The following is a 20,717-nucleotide window of genomic DNA, read 5'->3' on the forward strand; positions in this document are numbered from 1 at the left end:
TTCGATTTGCAGCTCGACTTCAGGAGCGTTCGTTCAAACGCGCCGACGCGGCACGGGTCACTCCCATCTCTTGTCAAAAAATTTGCTCGCACGCGAAACGCAACATGATGACCGCGTTTAGGTCAAAACCGGCAACGCGCTTAATCAAGCAGAAGATTCTGCTGAGCTCCCCAAGCCGGCATCAGCGCCTTTATAAATACACGCCCTAGCAGGCTATACCTCGGCGGCGTGGCGAGCAAGCGGCGCGCTTGGAGGCGCCTCGTCCCTTGCCTCTCGCAGTCTCCACCATTCGACGCCCTGGCTGTGTCTCCGCGCCTCAGGATTCAGCCTGGGTGGCGCGCAGGAGATTGTCACGGATTCGTGCCACGGTCTTCTGCGTGGCGGGAAAGTCCGCTCCGAGCCCGATGGCGTCGACCAGCGCCGCGCCCGGATCCGTCTCGAGCAGTTGGCGGCCGGCCGGCGTCAGGCTGACCCGCACCTGCCGCTCGTCGGCGGGATCGCGGTGCCGCCGGATATAGCCGGTCGCCTCGAGCTTCTTGAGGATCGGCGTCAGCGTGTTGGATTCCAAATACAGCCTCTCGCCGAGGGCCCCGACGGTCTGGTCGTCCGCCTCGGACAGCGCCACCAGGGCGATGTATTGGGTGTAGGTCAGGCCAAGCTTGTCCAGGAGCGGCTTGTAGGCGCGGCCGAAGGCGAGGTTGGCCGAGTAGATCGCGAAGCACAGAAAATTCGACAGCTTCGGACCGTCGCCGCTGGCCTGCGGGGCCTCAGGCCGGGGCCTGGTGGGCGTCTTCGGTCTTGGGGTCTGGGGCATGGGCCTCTCCGCGGGTGTCGCTGTTGCCCGAATATAAATCGTATCCGATTAAATCGAAAGTGCTTGACATGCCTTTGCTCGGAGCGTATTTGCATCGCATCCGAATTAATCGGATACGATGCAAACGGCACAGAAAGGGTTTCATCATGGCGGCGAACGTCCTCTTCACCGGAAAGACCCACAACGCCGGCGGCCGCAACGGCGGCACGCGCAGCAGTGACGGGTTCCTCGACCTCAAGCTGTCCCAGCCGCACCCGGCCGCCGAGAACCTGTTCGGCGCCGCCTGGTCGGCCTGCTACATTGGTGCGCTCGAGCTGGCCGCCGCCCAACGGAAGATCACCTTCCCGACCCTGCCGACGGTCGATACCGAGATCGACTTGGTCCGCGACGGCGGCGCCTATTTCCTGCAGGCCCGCCTCAACGTCAGCGTACCGGGGATCGAGCGCGAGGTCGCGCAGACGCTGATCGATGCGGCCCACGCGATCTGCCCGTACTCCAAGGCGACGCACGGCAACATCAACGTCGAGACCAATCTGCTCTGACCGGGATCGGCCGGGCCTGCCACCCAGGCAGGCCCGGTTCCCCGCGAACAAACCACACCGGGGATCTACGCTACCGCATGCTGGGCGAGATGGACGAGCACGTCCCCCTGCCCCGTCACCCGATTACCCCGACATCGAGAAAAGGTCACAGCCTCCAAGAGCTGCGTGACGAACTCTTCGCCCATCTCGACCGCATCCAGCGCGAGGAAGGCTATGGCTGGGACGTGCGGGAATGGTGGTTCAAGGTTGGTGAGGGGATTTGAGGGAATGATGCGAGGTCCGAGACGTGAACATCAACGGACCTTTGCACAGGCTCACCTGCCTTCCGGCGTTGACCCCTTCCTGACCTTCGCCAGATGACGGGACCCGGAAGCCCATGCGGGCGCCCCGCAGCGGTCCAAGCGACGCGTCGCTGTAGCAGATCCGGTTGCGAAGGACGCTTGACCCCGCAACTCCGGATCACCCTTGTTGGCTTGAAGCGATGGGTTCCGTTCCATCCACCCAGGATTGGGTAGCGGCCTCGCGGGCGGTCCGTTCGTCCTGGAAACCCTGATCCGTGCTCTTCTCGAACCCGCAGACGTGGCACTGTACAGAGGCGGTGAAGTACCCGTCTTTCGTGGCAACGCTCAGGACTGATGCCGCGTCACATGAACACTTTGGGCACGATGTCTGGACCATATGGTCCTTTCTCTCCATAGCGAGGGCCGTCAGGAAGCGAGAGTATCGCATATGGTCCGGAAGTGTAGCTCAGGGCGCCGCGACAAATTTGTGCAGCGCAAAATGAGACCGGTTTTTCGGGTATGCCGTCCGGTGAGGCTTACTGCCAGACCACTCGGCGAGAGCCTGATTTTCAGGCGCTAGTCTTGCCTCGAACGACATGACGTCTCAGAAAGCAAATGTGTTGCCTAACCAATAGGCAAAAGCACACATTATCAGCGGTTGGCGAACCAAGAAAGGGCATTCAAGTGGTTCCTGCCTAGTCACTGTGCAGGTCTACTGGGCGTGGACCAATGCCCAAGCAATAAGCCAAGCGAGCAAGATATGCACCGGAATGCATCGAGGCGGCGTCGCGCCCAAGAGGAGACGTGTGTCTATCGTGTCCTGAGGCGGGCCAGCCAGGCAGCCGCTGTTCTGTGTCTCTGGGGCGCCCACCCTGTCCTCGCCGGGACGCCCGAACCCGCTCCTGTGGCGCCGCCAATCGTCAGCGAGGATCTTCGCTCTTCCGGAGAAGCCGGACCGACCTTGGCTTGGATGCAGTTCTGCGATCAGCATCCACGGGAGTGCTCGATCGATTCCTCCGAGCCGGACACCATCCCGCTGACCGACGGCACCTGGTCCTCTCTTCAGGAGGTCAACAAGCACGTCAACCGAACGATAGCGGCGGTGCCGGACCAGGATCACTGGGGTGTGGTGGATCGCTGGGATTATCCGGACGACGGGCTTGGAGACTGCGAGGACATGCAACTGCTCAAGCGCAAGCTCCTGGTTGAACGGGGACTGCCGCAACGGGCGATGCGCATGACTGTCGTCATCGATGAACTGGGCGCCGGGCATGCCGTGTTGAGGGTGCGCACGGATCTCGGCGATCTCATCCTGGACAACAAGAGGGATGCCGTTCTGCCCTGGCAGCAAACAGGTTACGTCTACGTCAAGGGTGAGGGAGCGGAGGGCAAGGCCTGGGTCTGGTTCGGGGATCGGATCGCACCTACCGCGACCGCAGCCAAGTAACGGCCGTTCCGGCAATTCGCGGGTGGGGACTGTCAGCACGACGTCGGGTGTTTCCCCACGCTAGAGCATCGGACCCAAAAGTGGACCCACTTTTGGGTCCGATGCTCAATCCCTTAAGCGGCGCATCGTTGATGCGGAACCGGAGGTCCGCGTCAGCGAAAACCGGATCCACTTTTCACTGGCGTGGCCCTCCGGGTCCGCACGATGCGCTAAACGTTCCTTCGCCTGAAGAAGACGACGTTGGCGCTGGTCTCAAGCACCTTCTGGAGTTGCGACAGCTCCATGAACGCGTGGGCGCGGTACAGCCGCCACATCGGGCTGACCACCTCTTGGAAGGGGACTTCCGGGTTGGATGTCCACCAGGAATCCCACTCCTCGGCGGTGAAGTCGTCGCCGTACGCGTGCGTCACACTCAGGTCCGGATCGAAGCCATCGTCGACGCAGAGAGCCTTCGCCCTGGCCCTGATCTGGCTGTCCATGATGTCGGAGGTTTCCTGGGCCCGCGCGTACAACATGATCACTCCCCAATCGGCTTGGATGAGGGGAGAGGTTGGCTGCGCTGCTCCATGCAGCGAGTCAGCTCTTGGATGATCCAGCGTCTGGCCTGGCGTTTTGAGGATCGTGTCATGGTGACCTCCTGCGATGTCACCAGGATCGCTCGAAACAGCCCGTCCTTCCGTGACCGGGGCCACACATGGCTTGTGCGAAAGCGATCGCAGTCATTCCTGTGGTGAAGCGGCTCAGAGGAAAGGGTTTCCTTTGGTCCTTCCCGACTTGGCGAGCGACCTCCCGGCCTGACCGTGCAGAGGTCAGGCGTCGCTGGCCGGCCCCACGAGGTGGCCCGGGATCAATGTTAGTGAATGATTGGTCGTGGCGTCGGCGATTGGCGTCCTTCTGGTCGGCGACACGATAAACCTTCTTGGTTGTCTTGTTATGATCCTGGCCAGCATCGCCGTCCTGCAATTTGTGGGGCGGCGAGTCAGGATCTAGGTCGGCTCCTGGCATCGGGCTGACCTTATCAAGATTTCTGGATTGGCATCGTGAGCGGACTTTCATTTGGTCCGCTTAACGTTACGCTTTGACCCTGTGCCCGCGCAGGGTTCCGGCAAGGCTGCGCTGATTGACATTCTGGGTTTGCGGGGGCGAATATGACGCGCCTCTCCCGCAGGAAGTTGCTCACGCCCGGGGCGGGGCGGCAGCCGTTGCGGGTCGATCGTCATGCAAGAGATCGCCATTGAGCCGGGTGCTGTCAGCCGCCGCTGGCGCGGCGTTGCACTGGTGGCGGGTGCAGCTGCTGTCTGGAGCATCGCCGGGATAATTACGCGGCTCACCGCGACGGACGTCTGGACCACGCTTTTCTGGCGGTCCATCTTTGCCGCTGCCTTTCTGTGCTGCTATATCGCGTTCAAGGAGCAGGGCGATTGGCGGGTTGTGGTCAAGCGTTTCGGCTGGCCGAGCCTCGGCATTGCGGTGACTTTTGCGGCGGCAATGATCTCTTTCATTACCGCGCTGTATGAAACGACAGTCGCCAACGTCCTGTTCATCCAGGCAACGGCACCCTTCTTCGCGGCTCTTGGCGCCTGGCTCCTCATGCGCGAGCGGGTACTTATTCGCACCCTGATGGCGATCTCGCTGGCGCTTTTCGGCGTCGGCATCATGATCTCGGATTCAGCTCAGAGCGGCCGCTTGCTCGGGGATCTTCTGTCGGTGGTGGTCGCTGTCTGTTTGGCGGCCACCATTGTCGTCGCCCGGCTTTATCCGGACTTGCAGATGACAGACGCGCTGTGCGCCGCATGCCTGATCACCGCTCTCGTCACCGCACCGCTTGCAAGTCCCCTACAGGTGTCGCTGAACGATCTCATGCTGTTTGCCATCTTTGGGATCTGTCAGATGGGTCTCGGGCTCGTCATGTTTTCGGCCGGCGTGCAGCGGATTCCCGCAGCGGAAGCGGGCCTTGCGTCCGTCCTGGAAACTGTCCTGGCGCCGATCTGGGTATGGCTGGCAGTCGGTGAAGTGCCCGGCCGACTTGCGCTGGTCGGCGGCGGAATCGTTATGATCGCGGTGCTCGGCCATTTGGTCGCCGAGCGGATCGATGAGCTCCGACACAGAATGGCCTGAGCATGATCTTCAAGCCGGCCTTTTGCGGCTGGGCCTTGTCACAGGGAGCAGATGACGAGCTGGGTCGCTTAGCGGTACATCGAGTAGCTTCAATGTCGGCTTGTGGCACATCTGAGACATCACGCATTGGTCGGCTTGTGAGCGGCATGCGGACTTTCCGCAGGATAACACAGCGAACCTTCCTTGAAGGCCGCATCGGACCAACGCGGACACTGGAGCGAGAAGCCCTGCATGCTGTTTTCGGCTCCCGCAAATGGTGCCGCATACGGGTGAGAGACGGCGCACATCCTACGCCACAATCATCAGGTCTATGTGCGTAGCGGTCTGAAGCCCGCGCGAACCTCTTCTGAAAAGAGTCCAACCCTTCCCGGGTCGCGAAGTGGCCGCCTCCGGGAAGCTGGCTATAGCGAAGGAGCCTTGGATAGGCCCGCTTGATCTAGCGCATCGTGCGGCCCCAGAGGGCCGCGCCGAACGATACGCCACTTATAGGAGGGAGCATCGGATCCACTCCAGCGATCAAGGGGCTCTGCGGCGCCGATCAGACTTCATGGCCTTGATTGCGTCGAACGATCTTGAGCACGAGCAGGACCGCGCCTGCTGCGGCTGCGAGGAGTCCGAGGACGATCAGTCCGGTCGAGTCCCCGCTGTAGCCCAGCGTCATGAGCGCGAGGCCGCAGATGAGGAGGAGAACGCCTCCGAGCTTCTTGATCAGCAGGACGGGCTTGTCGTCTGTATCGTAGGCCATGGCGCATCCCTCCGCATGAGACTAGCGCATCGTGCAGACCCGAAGGGCCGCGGAAACGACGCGCACATCAAAGAAAAGAGCATCGGATCGATCCCAAAAGTGCAAATCCACTTTTCGATCCGAGGCTCTAGACGTGCAACGGCCAACCCTGGGCAAAGGTTCGAAAGCGCCCGGAGCATCGAGACCTATCGAAACAGATTAGGAGGCGGACAGAGCCTGCTGCAGCTGGGCAGGGTCGATTGCCACCTTCAGAACGGTTCCGCCGAAGTCCAGGACGAGGACGGGTCTTTCGCCGCTCTGCTCGACCCGTGTGCTCAAAGGCTGCACCGGCACGCTTTTGGCATGGTTCGGCCCGGCATCTGCGGCAAAGGTCCGGGGCGGCTTGTCCCGGTGGGTTCGCACCATCTCGTTGAGCAGATCCGTCACGATGGGGGTGGAATCCACCGCGCCGAGGAGAACCTCGTATTCCTTGCCCGTATCGGCACGAATGCCCAGAGCGATGATCGCGCCGTCATCCGACACCTGGACCCGCCACGCCTTTGAACCAATCCGCTTGACCAAAACCCGGTTCCTCCCACTGCACCGCCCATCCGGCGCGGCCCGGATCGATTCGCCACGGCAATGCGTGAGCCGACCGGGCCGATGAACTCCTTCGGCTTTTGCGAAGCGATTCAACGTTTCACCAAGCCGATACGATCACCGATAGCCTGCCGGACCGTCTCTCTGTCAATCCCAGCAGCCCCATGACAACCCCGAGATGCCCAATCGAGGCGCCGCCTTGTGCGAAGCCAGGGCACTCATGGGCACTCACGGCCCTGGCGCTCAATACGGATCAGCCTCCATATGACCGTTCGACTGAGTGCGCATTTGCGTCGGCGTGAGGCCGGTCCACCGTCTGAAGGAATTCGTGAAGGCACTGGTCTCCTGAAAGCCCAGCAGCCAGGCAATCCGCGAAACCGAGAGGCCTGGATCCTTGAGGTAGTGATGCGCCAGGTTGAGCCGGACCCTCTCCAGAATGGCGGTGAAACTCAGGTGCTCCTCCGCCAAACGCCGCGCCAATGTCCGCCGGCTCATGCCGAGGGCTCGCGCGACGTCGTCCACCCGTGCCCTGCCATGCGGCAACAATGGCGCGATGGCGTTCTCCACGCGGGCCTGGAACGATCCTTCGAGCCGCTCGTGCTGGGCCAGGGCGTCCTCACATTGCCTGACGAGGACCTTGTTCAGGTAGGGATCGGCGTTTGGCAGCCGAAGCTGGGCTACGCCGCGTGCGAAGGCGACCTCGTCCGCACCGGCACCAAAGGCAATGGAACAGCTGACGAATTCCTCGATGGCTGTCGATCTCGCGCAGCGAGGGTGGGTCACGGACATGCGGATGGGGCTGATGTCGCGGCCCGTCAGGCGGCGGCAGATCCGCACCATGGCCGTCATCCAGAATTCCATCTGGTGCCGGTCCACGTGCCGTGGAATGCCGGCATAGTTGAAGCGGATCCCAGCCATGGTCCCGGATATGTAACGCAGCACAATGCTTTCGTTGGCGATAGAGCAATACCGTTCGGCCCGGGTCAGAGCGTCGCCAAGAGCCTCGGACGAGGCGAGAACGTAATAGAGCAGTTCGGCCTGTCGGAGATCGAATTCCTGGGCCAGATGAAATCCGAGAAGATCATCCTGCAGCGCATCCGCGGCCAGATTCAGGAGCATGACTTGCCCGTCCGCCGCCAGCCAGGCATCGGGATCGTCGATCTTTGCAGATGTGATTCCGGTCTGGTCGAGAAGAGGAGCAGGATCGATGCCGGCCGCGACGAGGCGAGCGATGGCAAGTCTGGTCATGAGTCCGCCCGCACTGGGAGGCACGTTACGGTGTGTTCGCCCGGATGACCGCATCATTCGCCCACGAAGATCCGCGTCGGCGGCATGCTGGTGACCCCATCCAACAAGCCTTTGTCCCACGATAGCAATTCATTCGCAGGATGTCTCGGCTATCAACGCTGCCATCGACATCATGGGCAGGGACGGCTGCTGAATTGTGCAGTCCTGATGTGTTCGGCTGTTTGCCGCCGGTTGTCGCAAATCCGATGGAGAGTGGAATGTCCCATCTACGCGCGATATGCGCGACCGATGCCGTTTGTCCTGAGTTCAATCCCGACTGGATCGAACAGAAGATCATCCGCGCCTATGTTCAACTCGCCGCCGGACCGGATTACCTGGAGACCACCCGGACAGTAACGGTTGCCCGCCTCGGCAGCTTCGAGATCAACCTGACAGAAGACATCGAGGCTGCGATGGCTGGCCTGCCGCGGTTCTGGCTAAAACTGCGGTCGCGGACGAACGACGCGGAGATCGACAGCATCGGCTGGCATGAGTTCGACGAAGACGAACTGGCTGCCGCCGTCGCGTTCGTCTGGGAAGTCGCTCATCGCCTGCAGACGCTGCATTGACCGAACCGGTCGCGACACTTTCGGGGTTAGCCGGGACTCTCGGCAACCCGTGATCAATCTCTTGGGAATGGCACGATGAAACCTGCATCGCGCAGGAGAGAGGATCCGATCGAGTTCGCCTGTTGCGGCGCCTTGGTCGGCATGGTGCTGTTCGCCCTGCACGACACCTACATGATCACCGCCGATACCTCGGACGTTACCGACTTCACCTCCTTCTTCGTCAGCATGACAATTTTCGTTACCTGCGGCGCATCGGCATTCGCAGCGGCGGTCTGTCTGAGGAACCGTCGACTTCGATCCGCTTCCTCCGAGTTATTGCCGGATGAGTGGGTTCGTGAGCGAGCAAACGAGGAAGCGGGATATTTCAATGACGTAATCATTTCCATCCAGTGCCGCCCCCTCAACGAAACAGGCGCAATCGAGCAAGCCAATGGCTCACGAGAGCAAGTCTAGCGTACTCTCTCCCGGCTACCGATCGGCGTCCGGCACGTAGGGGCATGTTGCGTACCGTTGCTGGAACCCGCCCGCCCGTAAGGTCGTCGAATAAGAGCACCATCGGGCGGGCGGGACATTTCTTTCGAATAATCTTCCCCCGTACCGAATCCCCTCCTCGGATCGGACTCCAACGCCGACAGCGAGCCTCAGCAACCCCTCCTCTCGTTATCCGCTTCGATACCGATCATCGAATGGACAGATGTCGCTGCCCTGAACGCCCCCACGAGAGGTATGGGCAATCCTAAGCACCGCAACGTGTCAGCAAAGCTTGTAAGGATGCGACGGCTCGTTCGCTCTCACAGAGCGCTTCGGGAGGATGCGGTAGCCTGCATCCTCTGGTTCGATTAATCGCGGCTGGAACCGTGTCGCCGAGGCGGTGCGCTCATGAAATGTGCTCGCTTTGGCACTTAATGAACTTTTTCTCTCGTTATGTGTTCATGAAGTCAGCGATTTGTACTCACATACAATACCGAGAAGATCGCTCTTGTTTATGAGGCATGATAACTACAAAGAATTACATGATCTTCAAGAGAAAACAGGAATCATCTCACAGGAAAACTTAAACAAAGCCATATTCATTCAATATATACTCATTGAAAGGAATGACAGCCAGCTACTGCAACCTGCGTACTGCAAAAGGTGTACCACAGAAGGTGTAGTGAAGCCCTATATCCCATAAGCGAAAGTTCTCCGTAACTGGGAGGATCGAATGGCACTCATATTTGGCAGTGGACGTCGCGATACTCTGATTGGCACCATTGGAGCTGATCGAATCTTTGGGAGAGGTGGCAACGACCGCCTGGTCGGACTGGGCGGCAATGACTCCTTGGATGGCGGCAGCGGCAATGATCGCCTGTTCGGCGGCAACGGCAATGATCGATTGTTCGGCCGCAGCGGCAACGACACCCTCGAGGGCGGAAACGGCAACGATCGACTGTTCGGCGACAACGGCAATGACCGTCTGTTCGGCAACAACGGCAACGACACCCTCGACGGCGGCAACGGTAACGACCGTCTGTTCGGAGGCAGCGGCCGCGACCGCCTGTCGGGAGGCCGAGGCAACGACTCTCTCGATGGCGGCAGCGGCAATGACCGCCTGTCCGGCGGGCAAGGCAACGACACTCTGCTGGGGGGCAGCGGCAATGACACGCTGGACGGCGGCAGCGGCAACGACGTGCTTCGGGGCGGTACCGGCAATGACGTCGCGTTTGGCGGAGACGGCGACGACAGTTTCCAATGGGACCCCGGCGACGGGGACGACACCTTCGACGGCGGGGCCGGCACGGACACTCTGATCTTCAACGGTTCGGATGCCGACGAGCGGATGACGATCACGACCCTTGCCAATGGCGGCTTCCAGTTCTTCCGCAATGTCGGCGATATCACCGTCGACACAACCAATGTGGAGCGGGTCGACGTCAATGCCCTCGGCGGCAACGACACCATCGACGGTTCCGCTCAGACCAATGCCGCCGTCGTGCTCGACATCAGCGGCGGCGCCGGCAACGATTCTCTGGAAGGTGGTGCCGGCAATGACATTCTGGACGGCGGCGACGGCAACGACACGATGCTCGGCAATACTGGCAATGACGTTGCATCCGGCGGCCTTGGTGACGACAGTTTCCAATGGGATCCTGGTGACGGCGACGACACTTTCGATGGCGGGGCCGGCACGGACACGCTGATCTTCAATGGCTCAGACGCTGCTGAGCTTATGACGATCACGACGCAGGGCAATGGCGGCTTCCAATTCTTCCGTGATGTCGGCAGCATCACGGTCGATACCACCAATGTTGAGCGCGTTGATGTGGACGGATTGGGCGGCGACGACACCATTGATGGCTCCGCCCAGACGAATGCCAGTGTTGTTCTGGAAATCAGCGGTGGCGCCGGAAACGATAGCCTCACGGGTGGCGCGGGTAATGATTCCATAATCGGCAATACTGACAATGACACCGCGTCAGGCGGAGCTGGCGATGACAGTTTCACCTGGAATCCGGGCGACGGGGACGACACTTTCGACGGCGGGGCCGGCACGGACAGCCTGATCTTCAACGGCTCGAACGCCGACGAGGTCATGACGGTCACCACACAGATGTCCGGCGGCTTCCAGTTCTCCCGTGATGTCGGCGGCATCACTGTCGATACCACCAATGTCGAGCGGGTCGACGTGGACGGGCTGGGCGGTAACGACTCCATCGACGGCTCGGCTCAGACGGACCCCGCTGTTGCGTTGGAGATCACAGGCGGAGCCGGGAACGACACCCTGACCAGTGGCGCCGGCGCCGACGCATTCGTCTTCGGGACCGAGACCGCCAACGGTGTGGTTGAGACCGATCTGATCGTCGACTACAGCGAAACCGAGGGCGACGTGGTCGACCTGAGTGCCGTTGGAGCCGTAGTCAATAGCCAGGTTGTCGGGAGCGATCTACAGCTGACCCTTGCCGGCGGCGACAACGACATTGTGGTGATTCAAGGCATCACCAATATCAATGACGTGACGTTCGTTCTCTGACGTTCGTGCGAGGTTCACACTTCTCGGAAGGCAAAGCCGCCACCAGGAATCCTGGTGGCGGCTTCAGGCCCAATCGGCCGGAGCTTTTTTGGGTCCGCTGCTCTAGGCCGTTGAGGTGCTCGTCGCGCACCCATCGGCTTGGTGCCTGCATCATCAAGCTCATTCCGGTAGTCCAGCCCGTCGTAGACCCTCACACAGGCGATTGATTGCCTCCGGACTGAATGGAGGAGCAGCTCTCACTGCTGTCACCGTCAGGCCGGGATACGTCGTGAGAAGCCTTTGGACGCACGCTTTGGCCTCATCCTGTCTGCCATCCAGTGCATATGATGCAGCGAGGAACCTGTTGATCCAGGACGCTTTGGGATGAGCAAGATAGGCTCTCTCCAGCCATTGAACTGCCTCCGCGTAGCGTCCGGCCACGAAATGCGCATCCCCAATCCCAGCATAGGAGTTGAAGACCATAGGATCGAAGGGGCTTAGTCGGATTGCTCTCTGGAAGTGATCGATCCCGGTTTCAGGATCATCGCGGAATGTGCGTAGCCATCCGCTGCGGTTCCAGGCCCAAGCCGAGTTCGGATCAAGTGCCAGGGCCTTGTCCAGCAGCAGCACTGCGGTCTCAAACTCGCGGGTGATCGCGTGGGCGGCTCCCAGCACAGTCAGCACGAACGGATCGTCTGAATCCAAGTCTGCGGCTGCCCGGGCTTTCTCCAATGCATCACGTCTGTCATTCTCCGGGTGGGTTGACCAGTTATAGATGGCCCGCTGCCCGCTGCACCAGGAGGCAAGGGACAGAGCGAGAGCATAGGCGGGATCGAGCTTCAGCGCTTCGTTGAGCAACCTGCTCGCAACCTCGTTAGACGCCGCGTCCAGAGACCAGACATGGGGCAGAGCCTGCATGACCAGATCATAAGCATTCAGGCTATCCGGCCGCTTGCGACGCGAGCGTTCGATCTCAGCTGCTCGGATCGAGGGCTGGATCGCCCCGATCACACATGCCGTGATGCGGTCCTGAAGGTCGAAAATATCGTCGACTGCGCCATCGTAACGGTCCGCCCAAAGGTGAACCCCGGTTGTTGCGTCGATCAACTGCGCCGTGATGCGCACCTTGTCACGACTGCGCCTGACGCTGCCTTCAAGAACATAACGGACGCCGAGTTCCTGACTGACCTGCTGCACGTTCACAGCCCGTCCTTTGTACGTGAAGGTCGAGTTGCGTGCGATGACGAAGAACGACCGTATGCGCGAGAGGGCTGCAATAATGTCCTCCGAAAGACCTTCGGCCAGAAATTCGCCATCCCGGTTGTCGCTCATGTAATCGAACGGCAGAACGGCTATCGAGGGCCGGTCTGGTAACGCCAAGCTTGCCGGACTTGCTGTCACGCTGTCATCAAAGAGGCTGTAGATCCGAACCGGCTTGGCGATGTTCTTGACGGCCTGCTCGCCTCGGTCCCGGAAGGTGTAAGGCAACTTGTCCCTCACCTCCTCATAAACCTTGGCCGAAATACAGATGCTGCCCGGTTGGGCCATCTGCTCAAGGCGGGCCGCAATATTAACCCCGTCGCCATAGATATCCCCATCCTCTTCGAAGATAACCTCGCCAAGATTGATCCCGATCCTCAGCTGGAGCGGGCGAGCGGCATTCTCCGTGCATCCTGATGTAAGGGCTTCCTGCATCTCGACAGCACATTGGACAGACTCGGTTGGGCTGCTGAATTCAACCAGGAAGCCATCGCCGGTCGTCTTCACAATTCGCCCGTGATGGTCTGTTGCTCTGGGCTCGATGATCTCCCGGCGCAGGCTCTTAATCTGAGCGAGAGTGCCTTCCTCATCCTCGCCCATGAGCGCCGAGAAGCCTACCACGTCAGCGGCAAGAATCGCTGCCAGACGTCGCTGGACCATTGACTTGCCAGAGCCGCCCATATCCGGGGCCTCCAGTGGAGGACCTGATGGTGCGTCTTTGCGGCCACTTCGTCCAGCGAAGAGATCAACAAATATAACTCTATAACTCCCGCGAGCCGGTCGAAGGGATTGCGCCGACATCGTCATTGAGATGTCATGGCTTCAATGGCAGGTGACCGGTCCAGGAGGAACAGGATTCCATGAAGCATATTGTGATTTTGAGCGCACTCGCCGTATCGATGCCCGCGCTGCTCGGTCCAGCCATGGCCCAGGAGAAGACGCTGACCGGCGAACGAACGATCGTGGTTGCCCATCGAGGCGCCAGCGGCTATCTCCCGGAACACACCCTTGAGGCCTATAAGCTTGCCATCGAGATGGGAGCCGACTTCGTCGAGCCCGACCTCGTGGTGACCAAGGACGGCGTACTGATCGCCCGTCACGAACCGATGCTGAGCGGCACGACCGATGTCGCCAACCGTCCGGAATTCGCGTCGCGCAAGACCACCAAGAAGGTCGACGGCGTCGACACAACGGATTGGTTCGCCAGCGACTTCACGCTTGCCGAGATCAAGCAACTGCGCGCCAAGCAGGCCATGGCGGACCGCGACCAGTCCAAGAACGGCCAGTTCCAGGTTCCGACGCTTCAGGAGGTGATCGATCTGGTGAAGACGGAATCGGCGGCGCGCGGGCGCACCATCGGCATCGCGCCCGAGACCAAGCATCCCACCTTCCACGGCGCGCTTGGCCTTCCGATCGAAGACCGCCTCGTAGGTATCCTCAAGGAGGCCGGCTGGTCCGGCAAGGACGCTCCCGTGGTGATCCAGAGCTTCGAGACCGCGAACCTCAAGTATCTCAACACCAGGATCGACGTGCACCTGGCACAGCTTGTCGACGGAGCCGATGTCGACAAGGACGGCAACATGGTGATGGAGGCTCCTTATGCGCAGCCTTACGACTTCGCGGTGGTCGGCGACAAACGCACCAACAAGGACCTCCTGACGAAGGAAGGTCTGGCCGAGATGAAGACCTATGCCGACATCGTTGCCCCATGGAAGCCGTACATCCTGGCGAGCAAGCAGGTCGACAAGAACAACGACGGCAAGCCGGACGATCTCAACGGCGATGGGAGGATCGACGAGCGCGACCGCGTGCTCGTGGAGCCGTCGAGCGTGGTCAGGGACGCCCATGCCGCCGGTCTCCAGGTGTTCACCTGGACCTTCCGCAGCGAGCCGAAGCGCCTGACCTCCGACTTCAAGGGCGACCCGGCTGCGGAATACAAAGCCTTCTATGCTCTCGGCGTCGATGGCCTCTTCAGCGACTTCACCGATCACGCCGTGAAGGCGCGCTAACACTAAAAACGGCATTCACGAAAACGCTCCGGCCTCACATGAGCCGGAGCGTTTTCGTTCGCGTGCCGTGCCAGACTGAACCTATACGGCTCCCGCCCCAGCACAAGGTGACCGTACGCGGTCGCCCTCAGGCTTTGTCCGCACGGCTCTTCAACGTCCCTTTGAGGAACTCGTAAAACCGACAGGCGGGAAGCACGGCTGCCGCCGACGCCAGCAAGATGAGAACCTTAATTTGAGGCGCGTCCAAATCCCGGTAGTCGAGTGGCGTGTTGAGATCCACCTGCAAGGAAGCCGAGCGCTGGGCCAGTGCATCAATCGCGCCTTGCTCGCCGAGGAGGACAGCCACCGTGACTGTCAGAACGGTCAACGGGAGAATGGCGGCAATGAAGCGATTGTTTCCGGAGAACGAGACCATTCGCCGGACGAGAGTTGACAAGCCTTTTTCCACTGAGATGCCCCGGAGCAGTCGTTGTTTTGGTTATAGGGCCGTTCCCTAGGCCCGGACGGGTACCGCTGGCAAGCGAACGAAGGCGGGCGCGACAATACGCATCGGTCGATACCAATCCGTTATGGTAACCTGGTTAAAAGCGCTCGGGCTCATCTGAGCCGACCATCACAAACGGAATGAGGCCAGGCAGAACTTGGCTCAACAGGGGCACCCATGGAACCAACTGTCCTCGGCGTCTTGAGAAAGGCCTGCGATCTCGTCTGCAGCGGGCAGTCGCTCGGGATCATCGAAGCGATCAGCTCTCTCCGAGATCAGACCAGCGGCCGGACACGGGATCTCGCCTATTACACTGTGCTTGAGACGGCGATGATGGGGCGTGGCGATGCGTCTCTCGCGATGCTTGCCGGCGACGATCAGCCGGAATCCGCAATCGAGCTGCTCCAGGCGACCATCCGGCGCATCATGTCGGGACTGCACTGACGCCGCCCCGATCTTTTCGGACAGCATAGGAGTCAGGATCACCGGATCGCACGGCGTGTCTCAATCTATTCGGCTCGATCCCAAAAGTGGAAGTCGCTTTTGGGATCGATGCTTAGCGCTCCATCGCGCTGCGGGCCACCCCGAGAGCCCGTTCGCATGAGGTCGCATCGCCGGCCTGATCCGCCGCACGGGCCTGAGTCAGAGCCGCGAGAACCTGCTCATAGGACACCCCTTCGCCAAGATTTTCCTCAGCCCGGGCGATGGAGCCCGGAGTCGGCTGACGATGGGCTGTGGCCGCGGTGCTTTCACGCCCCGTTCGCCCAACCCCGGCGGTCGTGTCGATCCGCGCATCGACGGCGGCCTGAAGGCTGTCGATTTCGGCGCTGCAAGGTCCGGCATTGACCGGGGTCGGCGCAAGAACCGTCATTGTCATGAGCATCAGGAAGGAGAAAGGACACGCCATCGGGGCGATTCTGGCAATCCGGAGGCGACTTGATTCGATCATGGCATATGCTCCTCGCACACAAGTGGCCGGCAGTGTGGTTTATCAGGGTAACCCTTTGAAGCCGGTCTGCTTGATCGTCTCGGACATCTGCAAGACATTTTGGGACAGCTGCCTGGGATCGGGGCCAGATTGGCCCGGATGTCCCGCTCAGCAGGCGATCTGCGCTCCTGTCATGTGAACGGGCGTGATGGGTCTGACGTCCCGACCGGCAACGGTGCAGGTGAGGCGTGCCTCGGACCGGCATTGCGGGCCCTTGGGCGGACCGGCTCGCGGGCCGACGGCGAATTGAACCGTCACTTCGCCGGGCGCCGTCTCCAGAAAGCCTTCGACGGAGGACAGCCATGTCTGGGCGACCACGTCTTCCGTCGCGCGGGCTTCGCTCAGGGCATTCTCGACACAAGCTGCTGCGGCATCCTTCGGCAGCAGAGGCTCCAGCACGATGGGCGGGGTAATGGCCGCCGTCGTGTCGACATCGGGCGTTTGCTTCGTCGTGGGCACCTGCGGTTCGGAGACCTGCGGATCGCCGCGGAACCCGTTGACGGTCGCGAGCGCCAGAACGGCAAAGACACCGGTTTGGATCGGGATGCGTTTCAGCTTGCTCAGAAGCGGCGCCCGGCTGAAGAGCACGGGTCCATACAAATGGACAAAGACGGCAACAAGGGTGAGGAGGATGAGGAAACGCAGCATAATGAATCGTGTCCGCGCGGTATCGTGCGAAATGAACGGCTTGTCCTGGGAACTCCCACACCCTAGCGCAGGATCCCCATCATCGCATGCGGCAAGTCCCGGTTCTCGCTCCTATGGTTAGCAATATCTTAACGCGCCGCCGGAGATGCGGCTCGTGGGGCATCGGCAGCCCATAAATCACATTGTCAACACATTGGCGGGCCATGCGCGGTCGCGCATTCCGAACTCTAACAAGACCGATCCATTGCGACGGAATGTAAGCCTAAAACCTTTGTCCAAGGGGCATTTTCAAGAATGACGACACCAACCAATTTAGAAACGCTCTTTTTGCAGCTCATCAACGAAGCTCGCGCCAATGCCGGCGTGAAGCCGCTGACATTCGACGGAGAACTTCTGGATTCATCTGACGCTCACAGCGCCTGGATGGACCAGACCGACACGTTCTCCCACACCGGCGTGAACGGCTCCAGCGCAGGTGCCCGCATGACGTCGGCCGGCTATGGATGGCAGGGCTGGGGCGAGAACATCGCCTATGTGAGCGGCGCGATGACGGAAGCGACCGTCCGTCAGCTGCACACGAATCTGATGAACTCGCCAGGCCATTACGCCAACATCGTCAACGGCTCGTTCGAGGAGATCGGAATCGGGCTGAAGGAAGGCACGATCAACGGCTACAAGGTCGTGTTCGTGACGCAGAACTTCGGCACGCCGAATGCGGCGGAGCGGACCGAGGCGAACGATGTCGGCACCATGACGCCAACCGTTCCGACCACACCCACCGGGCAGACCATCGTCGGCAACAGCTACAACAACACGCTGTATGGCACGGACGGCAACGACATCCTGAACGGCAATGGCGGCCGGGACGTGCTCTGGGGTAAAGCCGGCGGCGATACCTTCCTGTTCGACACGGCATCGGAAGCCAACGGCGATACGATCAGCGATTTTGTCCATGGCACCGACAAGATCAACCTGTCGGGCATCGACGCCAGCACCCGTTCGTCCGGGAACCAGGCGTTCAAGTTCATCGGCTCCGATCGCTTCCACAAGGTGGCGGGCGAACTTCACACTTATCGTCTCGCCGATGGAAACACCTATGTTTCTGGCGACGCGAACGGGGACGGAGCTGCCGACTTCGCCATCAAGGTGCTGGGCAACCACACCTTCGCGAGCGCCGACTTCGTGCTCTAACGAAAGTTGGCCCCCGGTTCATCCGGGGGCCGCTCCCGACGGTACTTTGCGGATCGAGTTGAAGCAAAACTGACAGAAAGCGGTCACACAACTGTCGGGGTGTCTATCTATCCAGCACAGATCTTTATGTGCAGCCGATGCTGGTGGATGCAAACGCGACGGCTGTCTAACTCCACCGATCCAGCGATGCCCGTCGGCATGCCCTACAGGAGAGGCTTAGTGACCGAAGCAGCAGCGCTCTTGTGCCTTCTCCTGACCCTCATCAATCTGATCAGCATCATCCTCGCGGCGCTACGGATCCGAGCTCCATCAAGGCAAGCTCCGCCCGACGAACCGGTCGAGCCTGTGACCATCATCCGGCCCGTCTGCGGTCTGGAGCCCTGCATCGAGCAAACATTGGCATCAGGCTTCGTCCTGGATTATCCGCGCTACGAGCTGATCTTCTGCGTCGCGCGCTCAGATGACCCGGTCGTGCCGCTCATTCGCAAGCTGATGGCCAATCACCCTGGGATCGCCTCTCGTCTTCTCGTCGGCGATGACAGGATCAGCCCCAATCCCAAGCTCAATAATTGCGTCAAAGGATGGGACGCGACCCGGTCGGAATGGGTCATCCTCGCCGATTCCAACGTCCTCATGCCGCGGGACTACATCCAGCAGATGCTGATGAAGTGGAAGTCCGATACCGGACTTGTCTGCTCGACTCCCATCGGGTCCCAACCCAGAGGCTTCTGGGCCGAGGTCGAGTGTGCCTTCCTGAACAGCCTGCAAGCCCGCTGGCAATATGCCGGCGAGAGTCTCGGTCTTGGATTTGCTCAAGGCAAGAGCATGCTCTGGCGACGCAGCTTTCTCGAGGCTCAAGGCGGCATCCGGATGCTTGCGGCCGAAATCGCGGAAGACGCGGCTGCGACAAAACTCGTTCGTGAGGCGGGTCTGCAGGTTCACCTGGTGCCGACCCCCTTCGAGCAACCGTTAGGAATCCGAACAGCCCGTCAGGTCTGGATTCGCCAGGCTCGCTGGGCAAGGCTGCGGCGGGTCACATTCCCGCTGTTTTTCGCACCTGAGATCCTGATCAGCGGCGTGCTCCCGCTGCTGGCCGGCGCCTATGCGGCAGGAGGCGATGAATTCAGCCTTCTCGCGACTCTCATCGGTGTCGCTGCGCTCTGGTATGGTGGAGAGTTCATGCTGGCACGAAGCAAGGGCTGGCACGTGTCCTGGCGCTACCCTCTGGTCTGCCTCGTCCGGGATTGTCTCATTCCCGCGATCTGGATTTACGCCTGGGTGGGCAAGAACGTGGTGTGGCGCGGAAATGCCATGACCATCCAGGTCAGAAGAGAGATGGCGTTCCAGGAGTAGGTATAATCCTGGTCGAAGTTGGCTCTCACCAACGAACGGCGGTCCCGCCGGCGCATGGAATCACCGGCGGTCAACCCGATAGATGCATCCGATATAGGCAAAGAGCCGCTTTAGGCGCGCTCCTCCCAGACCTTGGCGAGCTCGACGACGGTCTTCACGGCCTTCTCCATGTCCTGGCTGCTGACGAATTCCAGCGGCGAATGGAAGGCATGGCCACCGGCGAAGATGTTGGGGCACGGCAGCCCCATGAAGGAGAGGCGCGAACCGTCCGTGCCGCCGCGGATGCTGCCGCGCACGGGCTCCATGCCGGCGCGCCTGACCGCTTCCACGGCATTCTCGACGATCTCGGGATTCTTATCGAGCACGACCTTCATGTTGCGATATTGCTCCTTGACCGTGAAGGTGTAGCTGGAGCCCGGATAGGCCTTCATCACCTCCTTGGTGATGTTTTCCAAAAGCGCTTCCTTGGTCTTCAGCCCCTCTTCCGTGAAGTCGCGGATGATGAAGCTCCAGTTCGCCTTTTCCATTACGCCGGTGACGCCGGTCGGATGGATGAAGCCGTCGCGGCCCTTCGTCGTCTCGGGCGCCTTATCCCTCGGCAGGCGCGCGATGATGTCGCCGGCGATCCGGATGGCGTTTTCCATCTTGCCGTAGGCGAAGCCCGGATGGATCGCGACGCCCTTGATGGCGATCTCCACCGCATCGGCCGAAAACGTCTCGTCCTCGATCGTGCCGGCCGTCTCGCCGTCCAATGTATAGCCGAAATCGGCGCCAAGCTTTTTGAGATCGACCTTGTCGACGCCGCGGCCGATCTCCTCGTCGGTGGTGAAGAGGATGCGGATCGTGCCGTGCTTGATATCCGGGTTGTTGATCAGGAACTCGGCGGCCGCCATGATCTCGGCAATGCCCGCCTTGTCGTCGGCGCCGAGCAACGTGGTGCCGTCCGAGGTGACGATGTCGTGGCCGATCAGGTCCTTCAGCACAGGATGGTCGGAAACCCGGATGACCTGATTGGTGTCGCCCGGCAGCCTGATATCGCCGCCCTGATAGTTTTTGACGATCTGCGGCTTGACGTTCGTGCCGGAGAAATCCGGCGCCGTATCCATATGGGCGCAGATGCAGATGACCGGGACGTTGTTCTTCGGCGTGTTCGACGGAATGGTCGCGTAGACATACCCGTGCTCGTCGAGATGCGCATCGGAAATGCCGATCTCGAGAAGCTCCTCGACCAGCAGGCGCCCGAGGTTCTTCTGCTTCTCGGTGGAAGGCTGGCTCTGGGACTTGGCGTCGGACTGGGTGTCGATGACGACGTAGCGGAGGAAACGGTCGGTAACGCTGGCGGCCATGAGGTATGATCCAATCGCGAAAGGGAGCAATCTTGTAGCGGGGTAAAGCCGTCTCGTGAATGGGCCG

21 protein-coding genes are annotated in these 20,717 nt (G+C 60.8%); 11 read left to right on the forward strand and 10 right to left on the reverse strand.

Going from position 1 to position 20,717, the window contains the following annotated elements:
* Positions 1-316 precede the first annotated feature (316 nt).
* Positions 317-814, reverse strand: coding sequence for a MarR family winged helix-turn-helix transcriptional regulator (locus tag JO965_RS20105; RefSeq protein ID WP_203440771.1), 498 nt, complete (start codon positions 812-814; stop codon positions 317-319).
* Between the two features lie 146 nt (positions 815-960).
* On the opposite strand from JO965_RS20105, the gene JO965_RS20110 reads away from it, so the two are divergent.
* The 3 genes from JO965_RS20110 to JO965_RS20120 all read left to right on the forward strand — a co-directional run bounded on the left by JO965_RS20110 (position 961) and on the right by JO965_RS20120 (position 3,084).
* Positions 961-1,356: an Ohr family peroxiredoxin gene (locus tag JO965_RS20110; protein ID WP_203440772.1), complete on the forward strand. Its 396-nt coding sequence runs from the start codon at positions 961-963 to the stop codon at positions 1,354-1,356.
* Positions 1,357-1,445: 89 nt separating this feature from the next.
* Positions 1,446-1,619, forward strand: coding sequence for a hypothetical protein (locus JO965_RS20115; protein ID WP_203440773.1), 174 nt, complete (start codon positions 1,446-1,448; stop codon positions 1,617-1,619).
* A 778-nt stretch (positions 1,620-2,397) separates the two neighbouring features.
* Positions 2,398-3,084 carry a transglutaminase-like cysteine peptidase gene (locus tag JO965_RS20120; RefSeq protein WP_203440774.1) on the forward strand — a complete coding sequence of 229 codons (687 nt, stop codon included), beginning with the start codon at positions 2,398-2,400 and terminating at the stop codon, positions 3,082-3,084.
* A gap of 209 nt (positions 3,085-3,293) precedes the next feature.
* Here the strand turns inward: JO965_RS20120 and JO965_RS20125 are convergent, their stop codons facing one another.
* Positions 3,294-3,599, reverse strand: a complete 306-nt coding sequence (locus JO965_RS20125; protein WP_203440775.1) for a hypothetical protein — start codon at positions 3,597-3,599, stop codon at positions 3,294-3,296.
* Positions 3,600-4,302: 703 nt separating this feature from the next.
* Between JO965_RS20125 and JO965_RS20130 the strand changes: the two genes are divergently transcribed.
* Entirely contained in the window at positions 4,303-5,202 is a 900-nt protein-coding gene (locus JO965_RS20130; RefSeq protein WP_203440776.1) for a DMT family transporter, read from the forward strand.
* Between the two features lie 538 nt (positions 5,203-5,740).
* Here JO965_RS20130 and JO965_RS20135 read toward each other — a convergent pair.
* From JO965_RS20135 to JO965_RS20145, 3 genes are all read right to left on the reverse strand, one after another.
* Complete coding sequence (locus JO965_RS20135; RefSeq protein ID WP_203440777.1) at positions 5,741-5,947, reverse strand: hypothetical protein; 207 nt, start codon at positions 5,945-5,947, stop codon at positions 5,741-5,743.
* A 198-nt stretch (positions 5,948-6,145) separates the two neighbouring features.
* The gene (locus JO965_RS20140; RefSeq protein ID WP_203440778.1) at positions 6,146-6,508 is read right to left on the reverse strand and encodes a hypothetical protein; all 363 of its coding nucleotides are present in this window, start codon (positions 6,506-6,508) and stop codon (positions 6,146-6,148) included.
* A 261-nt stretch (positions 6,509-6,769) separates the two neighbouring features.
* Positions 6,770-7,774 (reverse strand): AraC family transcriptional regulator, encoded by a 1,005-nt coding sequence (locus JO965_RS20145; protein WP_203440779.1) that lies wholly within the window; start codon positions 7,772-7,774, stop codon positions 6,770-6,772.
* 257 nt (positions 7,775-8,031) lie between these two features.
* On the opposite strand from JO965_RS20145, the gene JO965_RS20150 reads away from it, so the two are divergent.
* The 3 genes from JO965_RS20150 (at position 8,032) to JO965_RS49205 (ending at position 11,392) form a co-directional block, all read left to right on the forward strand.
* Positions 8,032-8,382 carry a hypothetical protein gene (locus tag JO965_RS20150; protein WP_203440780.1) on the forward strand — a complete coding sequence of 117 codons (351 nt, stop codon included), beginning with the start codon at positions 8,032-8,034 and terminating at the stop codon, positions 8,380-8,382.
* A 75-nt stretch (positions 8,383-8,457) separates the two neighbouring features.
* Positions 8,458-8,835: a hypothetical protein gene (locus JO965_RS20155; protein WP_203440781.1), complete on the forward strand. Its 378-nt coding sequence runs from the start codon at positions 8,458-8,460 to the stop codon at positions 8,833-8,835.
* Positions 8,836-9,586: 751 nt separating this feature from the next.
* Entirely contained in the window at positions 9,587-11,392 is a 1,806-nt protein-coding gene (locus JO965_RS49205) for a calcium-binding protein (protein WP_203440782.1), read from the forward strand.
* A gap of 159 nt (positions 11,393-11,551) precedes the next feature.
* Here the strand turns inward: JO965_RS49205 and JO965_RS20165 are convergent, their stop codons facing one another.
* Positions 11,552-13,312 (reverse strand): adenylate/guanylate cyclase domain-containing protein, encoded by a 1,761-nt coding sequence (locus tag JO965_RS20165; protein ID WP_203440783.1) that lies wholly within the window; start codon positions 13,310-13,312, stop codon positions 11,552-11,554.
* A gap of 179 nt (positions 13,313-13,491) precedes the next feature.
* Between JO965_RS20165 and JO965_RS20170 the strand changes: the two genes are divergently transcribed.
* A complete protein-coding gene (locus JO965_RS20170) occupies positions 13,492-14,640 on the forward strand; it encodes a glycerophosphodiester phosphodiesterase (protein WP_203440784.1) in 1,149 nt (382 codons plus the stop codon).
* 127 nt (positions 14,641-14,767) lie between these two features.
* On the opposite strand, the gene JO965_RS20175 is transcribed toward JO965_RS20170, so the two are convergent.
* Positions 14,768-15,076: a hypothetical protein gene (locus tag JO965_RS20175; protein ID WP_203440785.1), complete on the reverse strand. Its 309-nt coding sequence runs from the start codon at positions 15,074-15,076 to the stop codon at positions 14,768-14,770.
* 225 nt (positions 15,077-15,301) lie between these two features.
* Here JO965_RS20175 and JO965_RS20180 point away from each other — a divergent pair, with 225 nt between their 5' ends.
* Positions 15,302-15,568: a hypothetical protein gene (locus tag JO965_RS20180; protein ID WP_203440786.1), complete on the forward strand. Its 267-nt coding sequence runs from the start codon at positions 15,302-15,304 to the stop codon at positions 15,566-15,568.
* A 112-nt stretch (positions 15,569-15,680) separates the two neighbouring features.
* On the opposite strand, the gene JO965_RS20185 is transcribed toward JO965_RS20180, so the two are convergent.
* Positions 15,681-16,073 carry a hypothetical protein gene (locus JO965_RS20185; protein ID WP_246776631.1) on the reverse strand — a complete coding sequence of 131 codons (393 nt, stop codon included), beginning with the start codon at positions 16,071-16,073 and terminating at the stop codon, positions 15,681-15,683.
* 147 nt (positions 16,074-16,220) lie between these two features.
* Complete coding sequence (locus tag JO965_RS20190) at positions 16,221-16,760, reverse strand: hypothetical protein (protein WP_203440787.1); 540 nt, start codon at positions 16,758-16,760, stop codon at positions 16,221-16,223.
* 294 nt (positions 16,761-17,054) lie between these two features.
* Between JO965_RS20190 and JO965_RS20195 the strand changes: the two genes are divergently transcribed.
* Complete coding sequence (locus tag JO965_RS20195) at positions 17,055-17,951, forward strand: CAP domain-containing protein (RefSeq protein WP_203440788.1); 897 nt, start codon at positions 17,055-17,057, stop codon at positions 17,949-17,951.
* A 198-nt stretch (positions 17,952-18,149) separates the two neighbouring features.
* Positions 18,150-19,304: a glycosyltransferase gene (locus JO965_RS20200; protein WP_203444281.1), complete on the forward strand. Its 1,155-nt coding sequence runs from the start codon at positions 18,150-18,152 to the stop codon at positions 19,302-19,304.
* 110 nt (positions 19,305-19,414) lie between these two features.
* Here the strand turns inward: JO965_RS20200 and pepT are convergent, their stop codons facing one another.
* On the reverse strand, positions 19,415-20,650 hold the full coding sequence (pepT, locus tag JO965_RS20205; protein ID WP_203440789.1) for a peptidase T: 1,236 nt from the start codon (positions 20,648-20,650) through the stop codon (positions 19,415-19,417).
* Between the last annotated feature and the right edge of the window lie 67 nt (positions 20,651-20,717).

Source organism: Microvirga sp. VF16, assembly GCF_016864375.1.
Lineage (GTDB): Bacteria > Pseudomonadota > Alphaproteobacteria > Rhizobiales > Beijerinckiaceae > Microvirga.

What these genes read in the sequence shown, in the direction of transcription:
- JO965_RS20170 (WP_203440784.1), top strand. Translation starts at nt 13,492, where the DNA reads ATGAAGCATATTGTGATTTTGAGCGCACTCGCCGTATCGATGCCCGCG.
- JO965_RS20130 (WP_203440776.1), top strand. Translation starts at nt 4,303, where the DNA reads ATGCAAGAGATCGCCATTGAGCCGGGTGCTGTCAGCCGCCGCTGGCGC.
- JO965_RS20165 (WP_203440783.1), bottom strand. Translation starts at nt 13,312, where the DNA reads ATGGGCGGCTCTGGCAAGTCAATGGTCCAGCGACGTCTGGCAGCGATT.
- JO965_RS20190 (WP_203440787.1), bottom strand. Translation starts at nt 16,760, where the DNA reads ATGCTGCGTTTCCTCATCCTCCTCACCCTTGTTGCCGTCTTTGTCCAT.
- JO965_RS20180 (WP_203440786.1), top strand. Translation starts at nt 15,302, where the DNA reads ATGGAACCAACTGTCCTCGGCGTCTTGAGAAAGGCCTGCGATCTCGTC.
- JO965_RS20110 (WP_203440772.1), top strand. Translation starts at nt 961, where the DNA reads ATGGCGGCGAACGTCCTCTTCACCGGAAAGACCCACAACGCCGGCGGC.
- JO965_RS20195 (WP_203440788.1), top strand. Translation starts at nt 17,055, where the DNA reads ATGACGACACCAACCAATTTAGAAACGCTCTTTTTGCAGCTCATCAAC.
- JO965_RS20150 (WP_203440780.1), top strand. Translation starts at nt 8,032, where the DNA reads ATGTCCCATCTACGCGCGATATGCGCGACCGATGCCGTTTGTCCTGAG.
- JO965_RS49205 (WP_203440782.1), top strand. Translation starts at nt 9,587, where the DNA reads ATGGCACTCATATTTGGCAGTGGACGTCGCGATACTCTGATTGGCACC.
- JO965_RS20120 (WP_203440774.1), top strand. Translation starts at nt 2,398, where the DNA reads ATGCACCGGAATGCATCGAGGCGGCGTCGCGCCCAAGAGGAGACGTGT.
- JO965_RS20145 (WP_203440779.1), bottom strand. Translation starts at nt 7,774, where the DNA reads ATGACCAGACTTGCCATCGCTCGCCTCGTCGCGGCCGGCATCGATCCT.
- JO965_RS20105 (WP_203440771.1), bottom strand. Translation starts at nt 814, where the DNA reads ATGCCCCAGACCCCAAGACCGAAGACGCCCACCAGGCCCCGGCCTGAG.
- JO965_RS20135 (WP_203440777.1), bottom strand. Translation starts at nt 5,947, where the DNA reads ATGGCCTACGATACAGACGACAAGCCCGTCCTGCTGATCAAGAAGCTC.
- JO965_RS20200 (WP_203444281.1), top strand. Translation starts at nt 18,150, where the DNA reads ATGCCCTACAGGAGAGGCTTAGTGACCGAAGCAGCAGCGCTCTTGTGC.
- pepT (WP_203440789.1), bottom strand. Translation starts at nt 20,650, where the DNA reads ATGGCCGCCAGCGTTACCGACCGTTTCCTCCGCTACGTCGTCATCGAC.
- JO965_RS20155 (WP_203440781.1), top strand. Translation starts at nt 8,458, where the DNA reads ATGAAACCTGCATCGCGCAGGAGAGAGGATCCGATCGAGTTCGCCTGT.
- JO965_RS20115 (WP_203440773.1), top strand. Translation starts at nt 1,446, where the DNA reads ATGGACGAGCACGTCCCCCTGCCCCGTCACCCGATTACCCCGACATCG.
- JO965_RS20185 (WP_246776631.1), bottom strand. Translation starts at nt 16,073, where the DNA reads ATGATCGAATCAAGTCGCCTCCGGATTGCCAGAATCGCCCCGATGGCG.
- JO965_RS20125 (WP_203440775.1), bottom strand. Translation starts at nt 3,599, where the DNA reads ATGTTGTACGCGCGGGCCCAGGAAACCTCCGACATCATGGACAGCCAG.